Source organism: Rhodoferax sp. GW821-FHT07G04, from assembly GCF_059418585.1.
On record NZ_JBWKQD010000001.1, the window covers coordinates 1,166,315 to 1,182,366 of the forward strand.

Below are 16,052 nucleotides of genomic sequence, written 5' to 3' on the forward strand. Positions count from 1 at the left end.
GTGCAGGGGTATCAACTCTCTGCTTCTTCTGAAAGGCACGCCATGCACTACAAAACCCTGACCGCTACCGCCCTCATCGCCGGCCTGTTTTCGGTAGGCGCTTTCGCCCAGACCGCCGCGCCAGCAGCGGCACCCACAGCCGCCGCATCGGCTGCCGCTGCCCCCGCCGCCAAATCCTCGGCGCTGGCTGCCGACAAGGCCGCAGTCAAAGCCGACAAGGAAAAATTGGCCAGTGACAAAGCCGCCAATGCATCCGCAGAGACCCTAAAGGCCGACCGCGCGCAATTGAAGGCCGACAAGGCCCAGGCCCGCAAGGACCGCGCCGCCGCCAAGGCTGCACGGGCCGCAGCCCGCAAGGCCAGCGCACCCAAGCCGGCCCAATAAGCCCTCGCCACAAGCCTCATTAAAAACCCCGCTCCGTTCCCACGGCGCGGGTTTTTGCATCAGGGGTGCCTGTGCCGCGCAGCGCGGCTCGCTCAATAGTGGGGCGGCAACTCGTGACCAGCCTGGCCCGGGTTGGACGCCGCGTGCTCGGGCATCTGCTGATGCAACTGGCGCACTTCACGCATCAGCCAATCAATTTCCTGCTGCTGGCGCACGATGACCTGATTCAACTGGTCCAGCAGGTCTTCGGCAAAGCTGGCCTTGATCTCCAGCTCGGTCAGGCGCTGGTCGGTGGTGTCGTCGTCGGGGGCTTGGTCCATGGTGCTATTGGACACCAAGTGGACGCCGACTTCGCCGACTAGGCTCCGTGGCGGCGCGCCTCGCGCAGCATGTAGAGGTACAGCCCTTCCACCTTGTCGCGCGCCCACGGCGTCTTGCGCAGGAATTTCAGGCTGGAGTTCACACTGGGGTCGTGCGTAAAACAGCGTATGGGAATACGCTGGCCCAGCTCGGCCCAGCCGTAGTGCGCGGCCAACTCCGTGACGATGGCTTCCAGGGTCTTGCCGTGCAAGGGGTTGCGGGGTTGGGCGCTTGTCGTGGTCATGGTGGTGCAGGCGCCATTGTCCTCCAACCGCTGGCTACACACCCCATAGCGCGTGCATGGCAGCGGCAAAGCCAGCATCGCCGCCACACTGTGCGGGGCTGCCAGCCACATAGACGGCGTCCAGGCGCGCATCGGGGCTGGAGAAGACCAGTGCATCCAGCATATGGTCGGCCGGCACGCCAAGGAGTGCAGATGACTGCGCATCCAGCACCGCGAAGTCGGCACGCTGACCCACGGCGATGCCGCCCAGTGCCAAACCGGTCGCATTATGGCCACCGCCGATGGCGCACTCCAGCAAGGCGGCAGCGCTGCTGAGCGGGCCCAGGGTCTGGGCGGCCACGTTGCGTTTACGCTGGGTCAAGCGCTGCGAATACTCCAGCAGACGCAGCTCTTCACTCCAGCGGCGGGTGACATGGCTATCTGAACCTATGGACCATGTGCCACGCACGGCCGCGTAGCCCGGCAGGTCAAACACGCCGTCGCCCAGATTAGCCTCGGTGGCGGGGCAGATGACGATGGACGCGCCGCGCTGTTGAACCCCTGCCAACTCGCCGGCCGTGGTGTGGGTGGCATGCACCAGGTTCCAGCGGGCGTCCACATCCACATGGTTCAGCAGCCATTCAATCGGCCGCTGGTGGGTATGGGCCAGGCAGTCATCCACCTCCTGCGTTTGCTCTGCGATGTGGATGTGCACGGGTAGACCACCGCGCTGTGCGTAGGCAGCCAGCTCGCGCAGGGCTGCGGGGTTGACGGCGCGCAACGAATGGATGGCCACGCCCACATTGATGCGGGCATCGTCCCCGGTGTGGGCTTGCACGGCCTCGACCACACGGGCAATGCTGTCGGGCGTAGAGGCAAATCGGCGCTGGTCTTCGCGCAGGCCGGCGGCGGTGAAGCCCGAGCGCATGTACAGCGTGGGCAGCAGCGTCAAGCCCATGCCCGTGCGCCGGGCCGCACGCACCAGGGCCAGCGACATCTCGGCTGGGTCGGCATAGGTCGAACCGTCCAGCGCGTTGTGCAGGTAGTGGAACTCGCAGACCTGGGTGTAGCCGCCGTTCAACAACTCGGCATAGAGCTGGCTGGCGATGGCTTCCAACTGCGCGGGCGTGACGCGATTGGCGGCCGAGTACATGCGGTCGCGCCAACTCCAAAAATCGTCGGACGCGGCAGCACCGCCGCTGCGCCGTTCGGTCAGGCCCGCAATGGCCCGCTGGAAAGCATGGCTATGGGCATTGACCACACCGGGCAGCACCGGGCCGCTCAGGCGCGTGGCACCAGCCTGTTCTTCGGTGGTGGCGTTGGCCTGCACCCGGCTCCAGTGGCCATCTGCGCCAACCTCCAGCAGCACATCCTTCGCCCAGGCGCCCTGCACCCATGCCTGGGGTGCCAGGAATTGCTTTGCTTCACTTTTCATAGCAATTGACGCAAGCTTCTAGAGAGCTGGAGACCATTTTCTTCAAAACCGGCTGGATACGAGAGGCCTGTGCAGCGTCGTAGGCATAGGGAGACACTTCTTGCATATAGAGGTGCTGGCACATCTCCAGCTGGATCGCATGGATGCCATGGGTAGGTTGGCCATAGTGGCGGGTGATGTAGCCGCCCTTGAAGCGGCCATTGAGCACCGTGCTGATGTGCGGATGGCCTGCGCAGGCTTGCATGGCGGCGTCAGCTATGCGCGCGTCGGCACTGGCACCGCTGGCCGTGCCCAGGCTCAGATCCGGCAGGCGGCCCTCGAACAACCACGGCAGCTCCGAGCGGATGCTGTGTGCATCCCACAGCAGTGCAAAGCCGTGCTGGGCTTTCAGGCGCACCAGTTCACCGGCCAATGCGCTGTGGTAAGGCTGCCAATAGGCTTCGCGGCGGCGCAGGCGCTCCTGTGCATGGGGCTCGTGGCCAGCCTGGTACAGCGGCTCACCGGTGAAGAAGCGCGTGGGGCACAGCTCGGTGTTGGAAGCACCGGGGTACATGGGCGCATCATCCGGCGGGCGGTTCAGGTCGATCACATAGCGCGACGTGGTGGGCATCAGCACGCTGGCGCCCAGTTCACCCAAGAAGTTGTACAGGCGTTGCAAGTGCCAGTCGGTATCCTCCACCTGCAATGCACGCGGCACGTAGTGCGCTTGCAGATCTGCGGGAATATCGGTGCCGATGTGCGGCATGCTGACCAGCAAGGGCACCGTGCCCCGCTGCAAGGTGTAGACCGGGTGTGGTGTGCTCATTGCACTGTTTGTCCCTTGAAAATGGTTTGTAGGCGGGGGTTGCTGCCCAGTGCATAACTCAGCTCGGCCGGGCGTTTCACATCCCACAGCACAAAGTCGGCGCGCTGGCCCGCTGCCAGTACGCCGCGGTCCTTCAATCCCAGGGCCGCAGCGGCGTGGCGGGTCACGCCGGCCAAAGCCTCTTCCGGTGTCAACCGGAACAGCGTGCAAGCCATATTGAGCATCAGCAGCATGGAGGTGCAAGGCGAGGTGCCAGGGTTGCTGTCGGTGGATACGGCCATGGGTACGCCATGCTTGCGCAGCAGCGCAATGGGTGGCAGCCTGGTCTCTCGCAGAAAGTAGAAAGCGCCGGGCAGCAGCACGGCCACCGTTCCAGCCGCGGCCATGGCCTGCGCACCTTCGGGCGACAGCCATTCCAGGTGGTCACAACTCAGGGCCGCGTAGCGTGCAGCCAGCTGCGCGCCGCCGCTGTCGCTCAATTGCTCGGCATGCAGCTTCACCGGCAAGCCCAGCGCCTGGGCCGCGGCAAACACGCGCTCCATCTGCGCGGTGCTGAAGGCAATGCGCTCACAAAAGCCATCTACCGCATCGACCAAGCCCTCGGCATGCAGGGCTGGCAGCATCTGCAGCACGGCCTCTACATAGTCATCGGTACGGCCGGCAAACTCGGGCGGCACGGCGTGCGCGCCCAGGAAGGTGGTGCGCACATCCACGGCGTGGTCGTGCGCCAAAGTGCGCGCCACGGCCAGGCATTTACGCTCATGCTCCAACGACAGGCCATAGCCCGACTTGATCTCGACCGTGGTCACGCCCTCTTGCGCAAGTTTGTGCAGGCGGCGGCCACTGGCGTGCTGCAACTCTGCCGCCGTGGCGGCGCGGGTAGCCTGGACAGTAGAGGCAATGCCACCGCCGGCACGCGCAATGTCTTCATAGCTGGCGCCATTCAAGCGCATCTCGAATTCATTGGCGCGGTCACCGCCATAGACCAGGTGCGTATGGCAATCAATGAAGCCCGGCGTGATGAGCGCACCGCCCGCATCGTGCTGCGCCGTGCTGCGCACCAGCAGGTCGGAAGGCAATGCCGAACGTGGGCCTACCCAGACCAAAGCTTCGCCATCCACGACCAACGCGGCATCGTCCACCAGGCCATAGGGGTGTTCCGCATCGGGCGCCATCGTGGCCACCCGGCAGTGGGTCCAAATCTCTAGACTCATGCCGACAACTCCATCCACAGTGCATGCTCACTCTGGATATGCACCGCGGCGGCTTTGGCCAGCGTGCGCCAGACCAACGTGCCGGCCGGCACGAACAAGTCCTCCGAGTTAAACCGGACGCTAGCCCGCGAATCCACTGCGTATATCGCTATCGTTTTATGAGCATTGGCCAGCACATTCAATTCGCCCCGCACCCGCACCATGCGCGCGGGCAGGCAGTTGTCGGCGACCATCAGGTTGAAATCCTGGGTAGGGCCGTCGAGCAGTTGGCAGTGGGTGCTGGCGCCGCCGTCAAAACACAGCACAGGCTCAGCCAGTGTCAACTGGTGCTCGCACACCACCAGGTCTTCGCTATCGGACGGGGTACGCACCGTCAGCGCCACGCCCGCGCCCTTGAGCACGGCAAACCAGCGCGTGATGCCGTCAAAGCGGGAAAACGGGCCACTGGCCGTGACCTCGGCCACCGACATGCGCCAGCGCCAGGCACCGTCGCCGGGCCAGGCCGCCAGTTCGCGGGTCAGGCCGCCGCCATTGCGCCAAGGGGTGGCCGTCACGTCGGCCAGATGGATGGTGCGCCAGGTCATAGTTGAAAATTCCCACTGAAGCTGTAACGAACACCAGGGTAGATCAAGCGGGCAATGCTGGCAACGCGGGTACCGCTGATAGTGCGGCGCGTCATCACCAGGCAGGGTGCCGTGGCGCTGATGTCCAGGGCCTTGGCTTCGTAGGCACTGGGTAAGGCTGCTTCAATGGAGTAGCTGGCCTCGGTCAGGGGCGCATGCTCCAGCAGGTAGTGGGTGGGGGTGGTCTGGGTCAGGTCGGCATCCAGGTAACCGGGGGCCGAGGCCGGGTTCACATAGCGGTCTTCAAACTGGATGGCCACGCCATCCTCCAAGTGCACCTGCACCGAGTGAAAAACCTTGGACCCGGTACGCACCTTTAGCGACTGCGCCAGGGCCGCATCGGCCCGAACCGTTTCGACCAGCAGCACGGTGGTGCTGTGGGTATGGCCGCGCTCCAGGATTTCCTCATGGATGTCCCGCACAGCCAAGGTGCTGGAGATGCGGTGCAACTGGGCCACCACCGTACCCGAACCCTGGACCCGGGTCACAACGCCTTCTACCGCCAACTCTTTGACCGCGCGATTGACGGTCATGCGGCTCAAGCCAAACTGCTGCTGCAGCGCGGCCTCGCTGGGCACCGCGTCACCGGGGCGCCAGACCCCGTTGTTGATCTGGGCCTTGACGAAGGCCTTGACCTGTTCGTAAGCGGGCAATGGATTCTGGGGCATAGGAGACAAATGGTCTGCTGGATTCAGCGGATTGTACAAGTTGTATAGACAACATGGTGCGGGGCAAACCCTTACTGCGGAATGCGCACCGTGAAGCAGGTGCCGCTGCCCAATTCACTCTCTACCGCGATAGTACCCCCATGGCTTTCCACCGCACGTTTGACAATGGACAGCCCCAGGCCCGTGCCGGGAATGTCGCCCACATTGGTGGCACGGTGGAAGTTGCCAAACAGCTTGGGCAATTCGTCTGCCGGTATGCCAATACCGCGGTCCTGCACCGTGAACACCAGACCCTGGGCGTCTCGGCTGGCGCGGAAGCTGGCCGCCTGGCCATTGGGGCTGTACTTGATGGCATTGGACAGCAGATTGCCCAGGATGTGGCGCAGCAGTTTTTCGTCGGCCGTAGCGGTCTCGGTGCCCAGCGTGTCGTCCAGCGTCAGTCGCTGAGCAGGCTGGCCGTCCGGGGACATGCAGGCCGCCAGCGCCTCGTCCGTCAGCTGCCTGCACAGCAGGGCCAGGTTCATGGACTTGGGCCGGTACTCCAGCAGATTGGCATCAGCCTTGCCCAGGGTCAGCACCTGGTCCAGCATGGCCACCATGCGCCGCGCGGCGGCTTCGATGCTGCCGAGCTTTTCGCTCTTTTCTTCGGCCGACAGGCGGTCGCCGTAATAGGACAGCAACTCATGCGAGGACAGTATCGTCGTCAACGGCGTGCGGAACTCATGCGAGGTCATGGACACAAAGCTGGACTTCAGCGCATTGAGTTCCACCTGCTGTGCCATCGCCAGCTCAAACCGCTGCTTGTCTTCGCGGTTGCGCTGCTGCAGCGCGTCCCGTGCCTCTTTCAGCGACAACTGGGCTTTGACACGGGCCAGCAGCAAGGGTGGGCTAATGGGCTTGGTGATGTAGTCGACTGCGCCCAGATCGAAGCCTTGCTGCTCGCCTTCTTCGTCCGACTTGGCGGTCAGGAAGATCACCGGTATGTCCTGGGTGGCGGGATCGGCCTTCAGGCGCCGGCAGACTTCGTAGCCGTCCAGCCCCGGCATCAGAATGTCCAGCAGAATCAAGTCGGGCAAGGCGGAGGCGGCAATCTGCAAGGCGTGCTCACCGTTGCTGCTGACCTTGACCTTGTACAACCCCCGCAGCAGCGCATTGACCACGGCCAGGTTTTCGGGTGTGTCGTCTACCGCCAGCACGGTCTTCAACATGGAGGAGGAGTCGGGAGATGTCATCGCTTGCTTCTTCCTGGGCGGGCACTCAATCGTTTGCAAGAACAGCCGCAGCCTTCTTGAATTCAAAATTCTGAACTGCCTTCTCCAGCAACGCAAATTTTGCATCACCCAGCGCCTGGCGCAAGGGTTGGGCATGTTCAACGACATACGACAACGCCTCGCCATCGTCTTCGGCCAGGTAGCGGGCCAGTTGGGCGCGCACCTGGTCCGCTGAGGCAGTGGCGGACGGGGCGGTACTGGCCGCTGCGTCGGGCGTACGCGTCGCCAGCGCATCGGCCACCGCACCCAGCCCCGCACGCAATTGGGCTTCAAATGCGGCGATGGCATCCGCCTGGGCAGAGCCCTGCTGTACGGACTGCTCCAGCACTGCAGCATGTGCCGACAGCGCCTGCAAGCCCAGATTTCCTGCAACCCCCTTGATGGTGTGCAACAGGCGCTCGGCACCGGCCTGGTCGCCACGGGCCCATAAGGCACGCAGGGTATCGGCCGCGCCAGTGTGGTGCTCGGCAAACTGGGCCAACACGCCCCTGTAGGCCGCCGCATTGCCGGCCATGCGGCGCAAGCCTGCCACCGTGTCCAGCAAGCCGCCGTCGGACGGTGCAACGCCTGCGGGTTCCACCGCCGGAACTGCTGTAACAGCTGACTGCACCACGCTGCGCCGGCACCAACGCTCCAGGGCACTGAACAGGGTGTCGGGATCGATGGGCTTGGTCACATGGTCGTTCATGCCGACCGCAAGGCAGTTGTCGCGCTCGCTGGCCAGGGCATGGGCGGTCATGGCCACAATGGGCAGGTCCGCAAAGCGGGGGTTTTGGCGCAAGCGGCGTGTGGCCTCGAAACCATCCATGACGGGCATCTGCAAGTCCATCAAGACCAGGTCGTAATACGCGTCATCGGCCTGTTCCAGCATCTGCAAGGCGATGGCGCCGTTGTCTGCCACGTCAACGCGCGCACCTACACTTTGCAGCAACTCGGTGGCGATCTGCTGGTTGATGGCGTTGTCTTCCACCAGCAGCACGCGGGCAGCCTGCAGATCCACATGCTGGGTAGACGCCGCGCGGGCCACAGCTTCGCCTTCGACATAGCCAAATATCTCCAGCAGGCCATCCACCAACGCAGACTGGTGAACGGGCTTGACCAGGAAGCCATCGGCCTGCACCTGCTGCGCAGCCGTGCGCACCTCGTCCAGACCAAAGGCCGTGACCATGACCACGGCAGGCGTCTTGGCCAAGCTGGTGTCGCTCTTGATGAGGCGGGTCGCCTCCACGCCATTGATGCCCGGCATACGCCAGTCCATGAACACGATGTCGTAAGCCCGTGCCGTGCCGGCCGCGCTCTTGACTGCCGCCACCGCCTCAGCCCCCGAGCCCACAGTGTCCACATCAAAGGGAATACCAGACAGCATGCCCAACAATATCTCGCGGGCGGCGGCGTTGTCATCGGCCACCAGAGCCCGCAGGCCATTCAAGGCCTGGGGAATCAACTGCTTCTTGACGGGGGCGCTGCGCGCCAGCGCAAACCAGCAGGTGAAGACGAAGCATGTGCCCTGGCCCGGCACACTGGTGGCAGCAATCTGCCCTTGCATCAAATCGACCAGTTGCTTGCTGATGGACAGGCCAAGGCCGGTGCCACCGTACTTACGCGTGGTGGAGCCATCGGCCTGCGAGAACGCCTGGAACAGCTTGCCCACCTGCTCCTGCGTCATGCCGATGCCGGTGTCTTGCACCGTGAACCGCAGTTGGGCCCGCCCTTCTTCGCGCGCCAGGCATTCGGTGCTGACACGCACCTCACCCGTATCGGTGAACTTGATAGCGTTGTTGATCAGGTTGGTGAATATCTGGCCCAGGCGCAGGGGGTCGCCTACCAGGGCCATGGGCACGTTGGGCGGCGTCTGGAACAGAAACTCCAGGCCCTTTTCATGGGCCTTGTACGAGGTGACGTTGGACACATTGGCCAGCACCTCGTCCAGACTGAACTCGATCTGCTCCAGCTCCAGCTTGCCAGCCTCTACCTTGGAGAAGTCCAGGATGTCGTTGATGATGCCCAGCAGTGAGGTTGCCGCCTTGTGCGCCTTGTTGATGTAGTCGCGCTGCTTGGCGTTCAGGTCGGTGCGCAGGGCCAAGTAGGACATGCCGATGATGGCGTTCATTGGCGTGCGGATCTCGTGGCTCATATTGGCCAGAAACTCGCCTTTCGCCTGGGTCGCGGTTTCGGCCACATCCTTGGCGGCCCGCAACTCTTCCTCCGCCAGGTTGCGACTCTCGTTGACCAACACCATCCACCAGGTCGCAATACTGGAGAACACCGCCAACGAGAAGAACAGGCGGTAGGCATAGTCCGCAATGGCGCCCGTGGCCGTGGGGTCCAAGGCTGCCTTGGCGGACGGCAGCGTGATCCACACCATGACACCGATCAACACCAGCATCACGCCCCACAGCAGCATGAAATTGGATACCCGCAGCGCGTTCTGGCGCGAGACGCCATTCTTGAACACGGTGCCCAAGCCAGTGGCCACCGCTGCGTGGTAGTAAGACAGCACGGGCTTCACCGCGGGCTTGCACTGGTCCTTGCAATTGGTCTCCAGCGTGCAGCACAGCGAGCAGATGGCGCCACCGTGGAAGGGGCAGTGCGCGCAATCGGTCATCACATAGTTCTGGTTGCAGACCTGGCACAACACCGTGTCTTGCGAACTGTGGGCAAAGGCGCTGTTGCGGGCAATGTAGTACTTGCCCTTGGTCAGGTAGGCAATCACCGGAGACAGCACAAAGGCTAGCACCGCAGCAATCAGCCAGGAGTAGGCCTGGGCATAGACGCCAAAGGCGCCGCTGAACGCGATAGTGGACACCACGCTGGCAATGACCATGCTGCCCACGCCCACCGGGTTCCAGTCGAACAGATGCGCCCGCTTGAACTCGATGATGGGCGGGCTCAGTTTCAGCGGCTTGTTGACGGCCAGGTCGGCCACCACGGCGCAGATCCAGGCCACGGCGATATTGGAGTACAGGCCCAGCACATTGTTCATGGCCTCGAACAGGTCCAGCTCCATCAGCAGCAGGGCGATGGCGCTGTTGAAGATCAGCCAGACCACGCGGCCGGGGTGCGCATGCGTGACGCGCGAGAAGAAGTTCGACCAGGCCAGGGATCCCGCGTAGGCATTGGTGACGTTCACTTTGAGTTCAGACACGACCACAAACAGTGTGCCGACCAGCAAGGCCGTACCGGGGTTGTCAAACACATAGCGGAAGGCCAGGTTGAAGAAGGCAATCGGCTCCTTGGCGTCCACAATGGAAATGCCCGCCAGCACTGCCAGGGCCGCCAAGAGCGCACCGCCCAATTGCTTGGCAAAGGCAATGACGATCCATCCCGGCCCACCGGCCAGGGTATTGACCCACCAGCTAGTCTGGTTCTCTTTCGTGCGGTCCGGCATGAAGCGCAGGTAGTCGACCTGCTCACCAATCTGCGCAATCAACGCAAAAGATATCCCCGCCGCGACGCCAAATTGCAAAGCGTCAAACCCCGCACCACCCGACACCTGCCCCTTGATTTGCGCCAGGGAGGCAAAGGCCGCGGGCTCGCGCGTCAGCACAAAATAGAACGGCAAAAACAGCAGCACCAGCCACAACGGCTGCGTCCATTTGTGCAGCCGGTTGATAGCCGTGACCCCATAAAACACGACCGGAATGACAACGACCGAGCAGACGATATAACCGGCCCACAGCGGCAAGCCAAAGCACAGCTTGAGCGCCTGCGCCATGATGGCCGACTCGATGGCCAGGAAGATGAAAGTGAACGAGGCGTAGATCAGCGACGTGAAGGTGGAGCCCACATAGCCGAAACCCGCAGCCCGGGTCAGCAAATCCATGTCGATGCTGTGCCGTGCCGAGTAGTGGCAGATCGGCAGGCTGACCGCGAAGATGATGACCGCAGCGAACACCATGGCCCACATGGCATTGCCAAAACCATAGTCCAGCAGCAGCAGTGCTCCTATGGCCTCGTACGACAGTGCGGAGTTGGTGCCAATCAGCGTGGCGGCCAGCGTGCGCGGCGACCATTTGCGAAAGCTGGCCGGCGAGTAGCGCAGCGCGTAGTCTTCAATCGACTCATTGGCGACCCACTGGTTGTAGTTGCGGCGTGAACGGTTGATGACGTGTTGCGGCATCGGCGCGGGCTCCTTTGTACACCCACAGTGGACCACTTTTTTGGCGGCTCAGGAACGCAAAAAAACCTGGGGTTAACCCTCTATTGCACAAAGTTGTATAGACAACTACACTACAATCACATCGTACCTTCATACTGCCCCGGAGCACCACCATGGCTACACCCTCGCAATCCCCCTTTTCCGACGCCAAAGCCCGCCCCGTGCGCGCACCCCGTGGCTCCGAGTTGAGCTGTGCCAACTGGCAAATCGAAGCGGCCTACCGCATGATCCAGAACAACCTGGACCCCGAAGTGGCTGAGAACCCCAACGAACTGGTGGTCTACGGCGGCATCGGCAAGGCCGCGCGCAACTGGCCTGCCTTTGAAGCCATTCTGGACAGTCTGCGCAAGCTCAAGGCCAACGAGACGCTGATGGTGCAATCCGGTAAGCCGGTGGGCGTGTTCCGCACCCACGAGGGCGCGCCGCGCGTGCTGATCGCCAATTCCAACCTGGTGCCCCAGTGGGCCAACTGGGAACACTTCAACGAACTGGACCGCAAGGGCTTGATGATGTACGGCCAGATGACGGCCGGCAGCTGGATCTACATCGGCAGCCAGGGCATCGTGCAGGGCACGTATGAGACCTTTGTGGAAGCCGGCCGCCAGCACTACAACGGCGACCTGGCCGGACGCTGGGTGCTGACCGCGGGACTGGGCGGCATGGGCGGCGCGCAGCCACTGGCCGCCACGTTTGCCGGTGCCTGTTCGATGACCATCGAATGCCAGCAAAGCAGCATCGACTTCCGCCTGCGCACCCGTTATGTGGATGAGCAGGCCACGGACCTGGACGACGCTTTGGCACGCATTGCCAAATACACGGCCGAGAAGAAGGCCGTGTCCATCGCCCTCTTGGGCAACGCGGCGCGCATACTACCGGCGCTGGCCGAGCGCTGCAAGGCCGGCACGGCCATCCGCCCCGACCTGGTGACCGACCAGACCTCGGCCCACGACCTGATCAACGGCTACCTGCCCACAGGCTGGTCCGTGGAGCAATGGAAGGCCGCGCAAAAGGATGCCACGCAACACGCCGAACTGAAGGCCGCCGCGGCCCGCAGCTGCGCCGACCATGTGCAAGCCATGCTGCAGTTCCAGGCCATGGGCATCCCAACAGTGGACTACGGCAACAACATCCGCCAGGTGGCCTTTGACCAGGGTGTGAAGAACGCGTTTGACTTCCCCGGCTTTGTGCCCGCCTACGTGCGCCCCCTGTTCTGCCGTGGGGTAGGTCCTTTCCGCTGGGTGGCACTCAGTGGCGACCCCGAAGACATCCGCAAGACCGATGCCAAGATGAAGGAGCTGTTCCCGAACAACGCCGGCCTGCACCGCTGGCTGGACATGGCCGAGGAGCGCATTGCCTTCCAGGGCTTGCCCGCACGCATCTGCTGGATCGGCCTGGGCGAGCGCCATCTCGCCGGCCTGGCCTTCAACGAGATGGTGAAGAACGGCGAACTCAAAGGCCCCATCGTCATCGGCCGCGACCACCTGGACAGCGGCTCGGTTGCATCCCCCAACCGCGAGACCGAATCCATGATGGACGGCAGCGATGCCGTCAGCGACTGGCCGCTGCTCAACGCCCTGCTCAACACCGCCAGCGGCGCCACCTGGGTCAGCCTGCACCATGGCGGCGGCGTGGGCATGGGCTATTCGCAGCACAGCGGCGTCGTCATCGTCTGCGACGGCACGCAAGATGCCTCCGACAAGCTGGGCCGCGTGCTGTTCAACGACCCGGCCACCGGTGTCATGCGCCACGCCGACGCGGGTTATGACATCGCGCTGCAGAGCGCCAAAGACAATGGGTTGAACCTGCCCATGCTGAACCCAGCCGCAGCCTGATCTACCCCTGTACCGCGATACGAATGAACGAACGGACCACCATGCAAATCCAACCCGGTCACTTGACCCTGGCGCAACTGCGCGAACTGCACGCCAGCCCCACCACCATCACCCTGGATACCGCCGCCCGCCCCGCCATCCGCGCCAGCGCCGACATGGTGCAGGCCGCCACCCAGGGCGACGCTGCGGTCTACGGCGTGAACACTGGCTTTGGCAAGCTCGCCAACAAGCGCATTGCCCAGGCCGACCTGGAGACCCTGCAAATCAACCTGCTGCGCTCGCACGCCGTGGGCGTGGGTGAGCCCATGGCGGAGCCGGTGGTGCGACTGATTCTGTTGACCAAGGCCGCCAGCCTTGCGCGGGGCTACTCCGGTATTCGCGAGCTGGTGATTGACCGCTTGTTTGCGTTTTACAACCTCGGCATCACACCCGTGATCCCCTGCCAAGGCTCGGTGGGCGCATCGGGCGATCTGGCGCCGCTGTCCCACCTGTGCCTGCCGCTGGTCGGCGAAGGCGAGGTCTTCTTTGAAGGCCAACGCATGCCCGCGGCCCAGGCCTTGGCACAGGCCAAGCTCGAGCCCATACGCCTGTCGGCCAAGGAAGGCCTGGCACTGATCAATGGCACGCAAGTGTCGACCGCGCTGGCCATTGACGCACTGCTGGCCACCGAACGCCTGTTTGAAGCCGCCGTAATCTCCGGTGCCGTCACCCTGGACGCTGCCCGCGGCAGCGACGGCCCATTCGACCCCCGCATCCACGCCGTGCGCGGCCAGCCCGGCCAGATCGCCTGCGCTGCGGCCTACCGCGCGCTGGCCGTTGGCAGCGCCATCCGCAAATCGCACCTGGAAGGCGACGACCGCGTGCAAGACCCCTACTGCCTGCGCTGCCAGCCCCAGGTCATGGGCGCCTGCCTGGACCAGATGCGCTATGCCACCGATGTGCTGCTGCGCGAGGCCAATGCCGTCACCGACAACCCGCTGGTGTTTGCGGACAGTGGCACTATGTTGTCGGGCGGCAACTTCCATGCGGAGCCCGTGGCCCTGGTGGCCGATGCGCTGGCCTGTGTCATTGCCGAGATTGGCGCCATCGCCGAGCGCCGTATCGCGATGCTGGTGGACACCGTGGTGTCGCGCCTGCCGGCCTTCCTGACCCCGGAGCCGGGCCTGAACTCCGGCTTCATGATCGTGCATGTGACGGCCGCCGCACTGGCTTCGGAAAACAAATCCCTGGCCCACCCCGCCAGCGTCGACAGCCTGCCTACGTCCGCCAACCAGGAGGACCATGTCTCCATGGCCACCTTCGCCGCGCGGCGCCTGCAGCAGATGCTGCGCAATACCGAATACATCGTCGCCATCGAGTTGCTGTCTGCTGCGCAGGGCATCGAGTTCCTGCGTCCGCTGCAAAGCTCGCCCGTGCTGGAAGGCATTCTGGAACTGGTGCGCTCCGTATCCCCCGCCATGATGGTGGACCGCAGCCTGGCGCCGGATATGGAACGGGTACGCGGACTGATCACGCAGGGCCGTGTCGGGCTGGCGGGTGAGGCACAGATCCACGAACTGACGGCGTTGCGTCTGGGATAGGCGCTGTAAGGGTCGTGCCCACCTCGGCCCCGCATTCTTGCCTGGCAAAGTCTCCACAAACGGGAGTCAAGGGAAATCCCCAGTAGGCGTAATTTTCATATTAATTAACAATTAATTAATACAAGCCACGTAACCCTTTCGGTCCGCGACGGCTAACGCTTGGGGAGACAGAATGTTGACACTTGCCTACGGCAGGGATATTTGTGCCCGCTGCGCTTTGGCATGCATTGCGTTGCTGCTCTGCTCGGCCAGCCATGCGGGCGAAGTGGAGGTCTTGCACTACTGGACATCGGGCGGGGAGGCCAAATCGCTGGCCGAACTCAAGGGCATGATGACCCTGCGCGGCCATAGCTGGAAAGACTTCACGGTCACCGGCGGTGGCGGTCAAAACGCCATGGCCGTGCTCAAGCAACGCGTGCTGGGCGGCTCCGCACCCGCTGCGGCCTTGATCAAGGGGCCGACCATCCAGGAATGGGCCGATCTGAATGTGCTGACCAATCTGGACGCCATGGCGGCGTTTGAGAAGTGGGACGACCTCTTGCCCAAGGTCATCGCCGACCAGATGAAGCACAAGGGCCGTTATGTAGCGGTGCCGGTGAACGTACACCGCGTCAATTGGCTGTGGGCCAACACCGCGGTGTTGAGCAAAGCCGGGGTCACCGCCCTGCCCACGACCTACGACGCCTTTTTTGCCGCGGCCGACAAGATCAAGGCCGCCGGCTTTATCCCCATCGCCCACGGCGGCCAGGACTGGCAGGATTTCACGGTGTTCGAGTCCGTGGTGCTGGGCGTGGGTGGCGCCTCGTTCTATAGCAGCGCCCTCGTCCAGTTGGACAAGCGCGCTCTGACGGGCGACACCATGCGCCAGTCCCTGGAAGTGTTCCGCCGCCTCAAATCGTATGTAGACGACAAATCCACCGGGCGCGACTGGAATGCGGCGACCGACATGGTCATCAAGGGCAAGGCCGGGTTCCAGTTCATGGGTGACTGGGCCAAGGGCGAGTTTCTGGCGGCCGGACAGCAACCCGGCGTGGATTTCAGTTGCTCCGCCGCGCCAGGCACGGCCAACGCCTACACCTTCAACGTGGATTCATTCGCGATGTTTCAGCTCAAGGCCTGGGAGGCGCAAAAGGCCCAGGGCTATCTGGCCTATCTGCTGATGGGCCAAGACTTCCAGGAGAAGTTCAATCTGCGCAAAGGCTCGATTCCCGCGCGCCTCAACATGGACATGGAGAAATTCGACGCTTGCGCCAAGACTTCCAGCAAGGATTTTGCGGCCGCGTCCAAGGCTGCCACCCTGGTGCCATCGGTGGCCCACGGCATGGCAGTTTCCACAGCGGCACAGGCCGCGCTGCGTGCAGCTGTCAGCGAGTTCTGGAACAACGACAAGATCGCGGCTGACGACACCATGGCCAAGCTGGCACTGACCGCGGAGCCGAGGCAGAGCCGCAAACTACCCTGAGCGCATATCGATGGGTTGTCATTTTCACCATCACCG

At 63.5% G+C, this 16,052-nt stretch carries 13 protein-coding genes; 4 read left to right on the plus strand and 9 right to left on the minus strand.

All coding sequences use genetic code 11. The annotated features are described in order from the left end of the window. The first annotated feature begins 42 nt into the window (after positions 1–42). On the plus strand, positions 43–384 hold the full coding sequence (locus tag AC07OO_RS05375; RefSeq protein ID WP_495081021.1) for a hypothetical protein: 342 nt from the start codon (positions 43–45) through the stop codon (positions 382–384). Positions 385–476: 92 nt separating this feature from the next. Here the strand turns inward: AC07OO_RS05375 and AC07OO_RS05380 are convergent, their stop codons facing one another. The 9 genes from AC07OO_RS05380 to AC07OO_RS05420 form a co-directional block, all read right to left on the minus strand. After that, on the minus strand, positions 477–704 hold the full coding sequence (locus AC07OO_RS05380; RefSeq protein WP_495081022.1) for a SlyX family protein: 228 nt from the start codon (positions 702–704) through the stop codon (positions 477–479). A gap of 38 nt (positions 705–742) precedes the next feature. Then, entirely contained in the window at positions 743–988 is a 246-nt protein-coding gene (locus AC07OO_RS05385; protein ID WP_495081023.1) for a VF530 family protein, read from the minus strand. A 34-nt stretch (positions 989–1,022) separates the two neighbouring features. Beyond that, entirely contained in the window at positions 1,023–2,402 is a 1,380-nt protein-coding gene (locus tag AC07OO_RS05390) for a formimidoylglutamate deiminase (protein WP_495081024.1), read from the minus strand. Next, positions 2,392–3,207 (minus strand): N-formylglutamate deformylase, encoded by an 816-nt coding sequence (gene hutG, locus AC07OO_RS05395; protein ID WP_495081025.1) that lies wholly within the window; start codon positions 3,205–3,207, stop codon positions 2,392–2,394. Before hutG ends, AC07OO_RS05390 begins: the two co-directional genes overlap by 11 nt. Beyond that, positions 3,204–4,421 (minus strand): imidazolonepropionase, encoded by a 1,218-nt coding sequence (gene hutI / locus AC07OO_RS05400; protein ID WP_495081026.1) that lies wholly within the window; start codon positions 4,419–4,421, stop codon positions 3,204–3,206. Before hutI ends, hutG begins: the two co-directional genes overlap by 4 nt. After that, entirely contained in the window at positions 4,418–5,005 is a 588-nt protein-coding gene (locus AC07OO_RS05405; RefSeq protein ID WP_495081027.1) for a HutD/Ves family protein, read from the minus strand. The genes hutI and AC07OO_RS05405 overlap by 4 nt, the downstream gene beginning before the upstream one ends. Further along, positions 5,002–5,712, minus strand: coding sequence for a histidine utilization transcriptional repressor HutC (gene hutC / locus AC07OO_RS05410; protein ID WP_495081028.1), 711 nt, complete (start codon positions 5,710–5,712; stop codon positions 5,002–5,004). The genes AC07OO_RS05405 and hutC overlap by 4 nt, the downstream gene beginning before the upstream one ends. Before the next feature lie 71 nt (positions 5,713–5,783). Beyond that, positions 5,784–6,944: a hybrid sensor histidine kinase/response regulator gene (locus AC07OO_RS05415; RefSeq protein ID WP_495081029.1), complete on the minus strand. Its 1,161-nt coding sequence runs from the start codon at positions 6,942–6,944 to the stop codon at positions 5,784–5,786. 25 nt (positions 6,945–6,969) lie between these two features. Continuing rightward, on the minus strand, positions 6,970–11,103 hold the full coding sequence (locus AC07OO_RS05420) for a response regulator (protein ID WP_495081030.1): 4,134 nt from the start codon (positions 11,101–11,103) through the stop codon (positions 6,970–6,972). A 152-nt stretch (positions 11,104–11,255) separates the two neighbouring features. Here AC07OO_RS05420 and hutU point away from each other — a divergent pair, with 152 nt between their 5' ends. From hutU to AC07OO_RS05435, 3 genes are all read left to right on the plus strand, one after another. Further along, positions 11,256–12,974 (plus strand): urocanate hydratase, encoded by a 1,719-nt coding sequence (gene hutU / locus AC07OO_RS05425; RefSeq protein ID WP_495081031.1) that lies wholly within the window; start codon positions 11,256–11,258, stop codon positions 12,972–12,974. A gap of 23 nt (positions 12,975–12,997) precedes the next feature. Further along, positions 12,998–14,554, plus strand: coding sequence for a histidine ammonia-lyase (hutH, locus tag AC07OO_RS05430; RefSeq protein ID WP_495081032.1), 1,557 nt, complete (start codon positions 12,998–13,000; stop codon positions 14,552–14,554). A 172-nt stretch (positions 14,555–14,726) separates the two neighbouring features. Next, a complete protein-coding gene (locus AC07OO_RS05435) occupies positions 14,727–16,016 on the plus strand; it encodes an ABC transporter substrate-binding protein (protein ID WP_495081033.1) in 1,290 nt (429 codons plus the stop codon). Positions 16,017–16,052 lie beyond the last annotated feature (36 nt).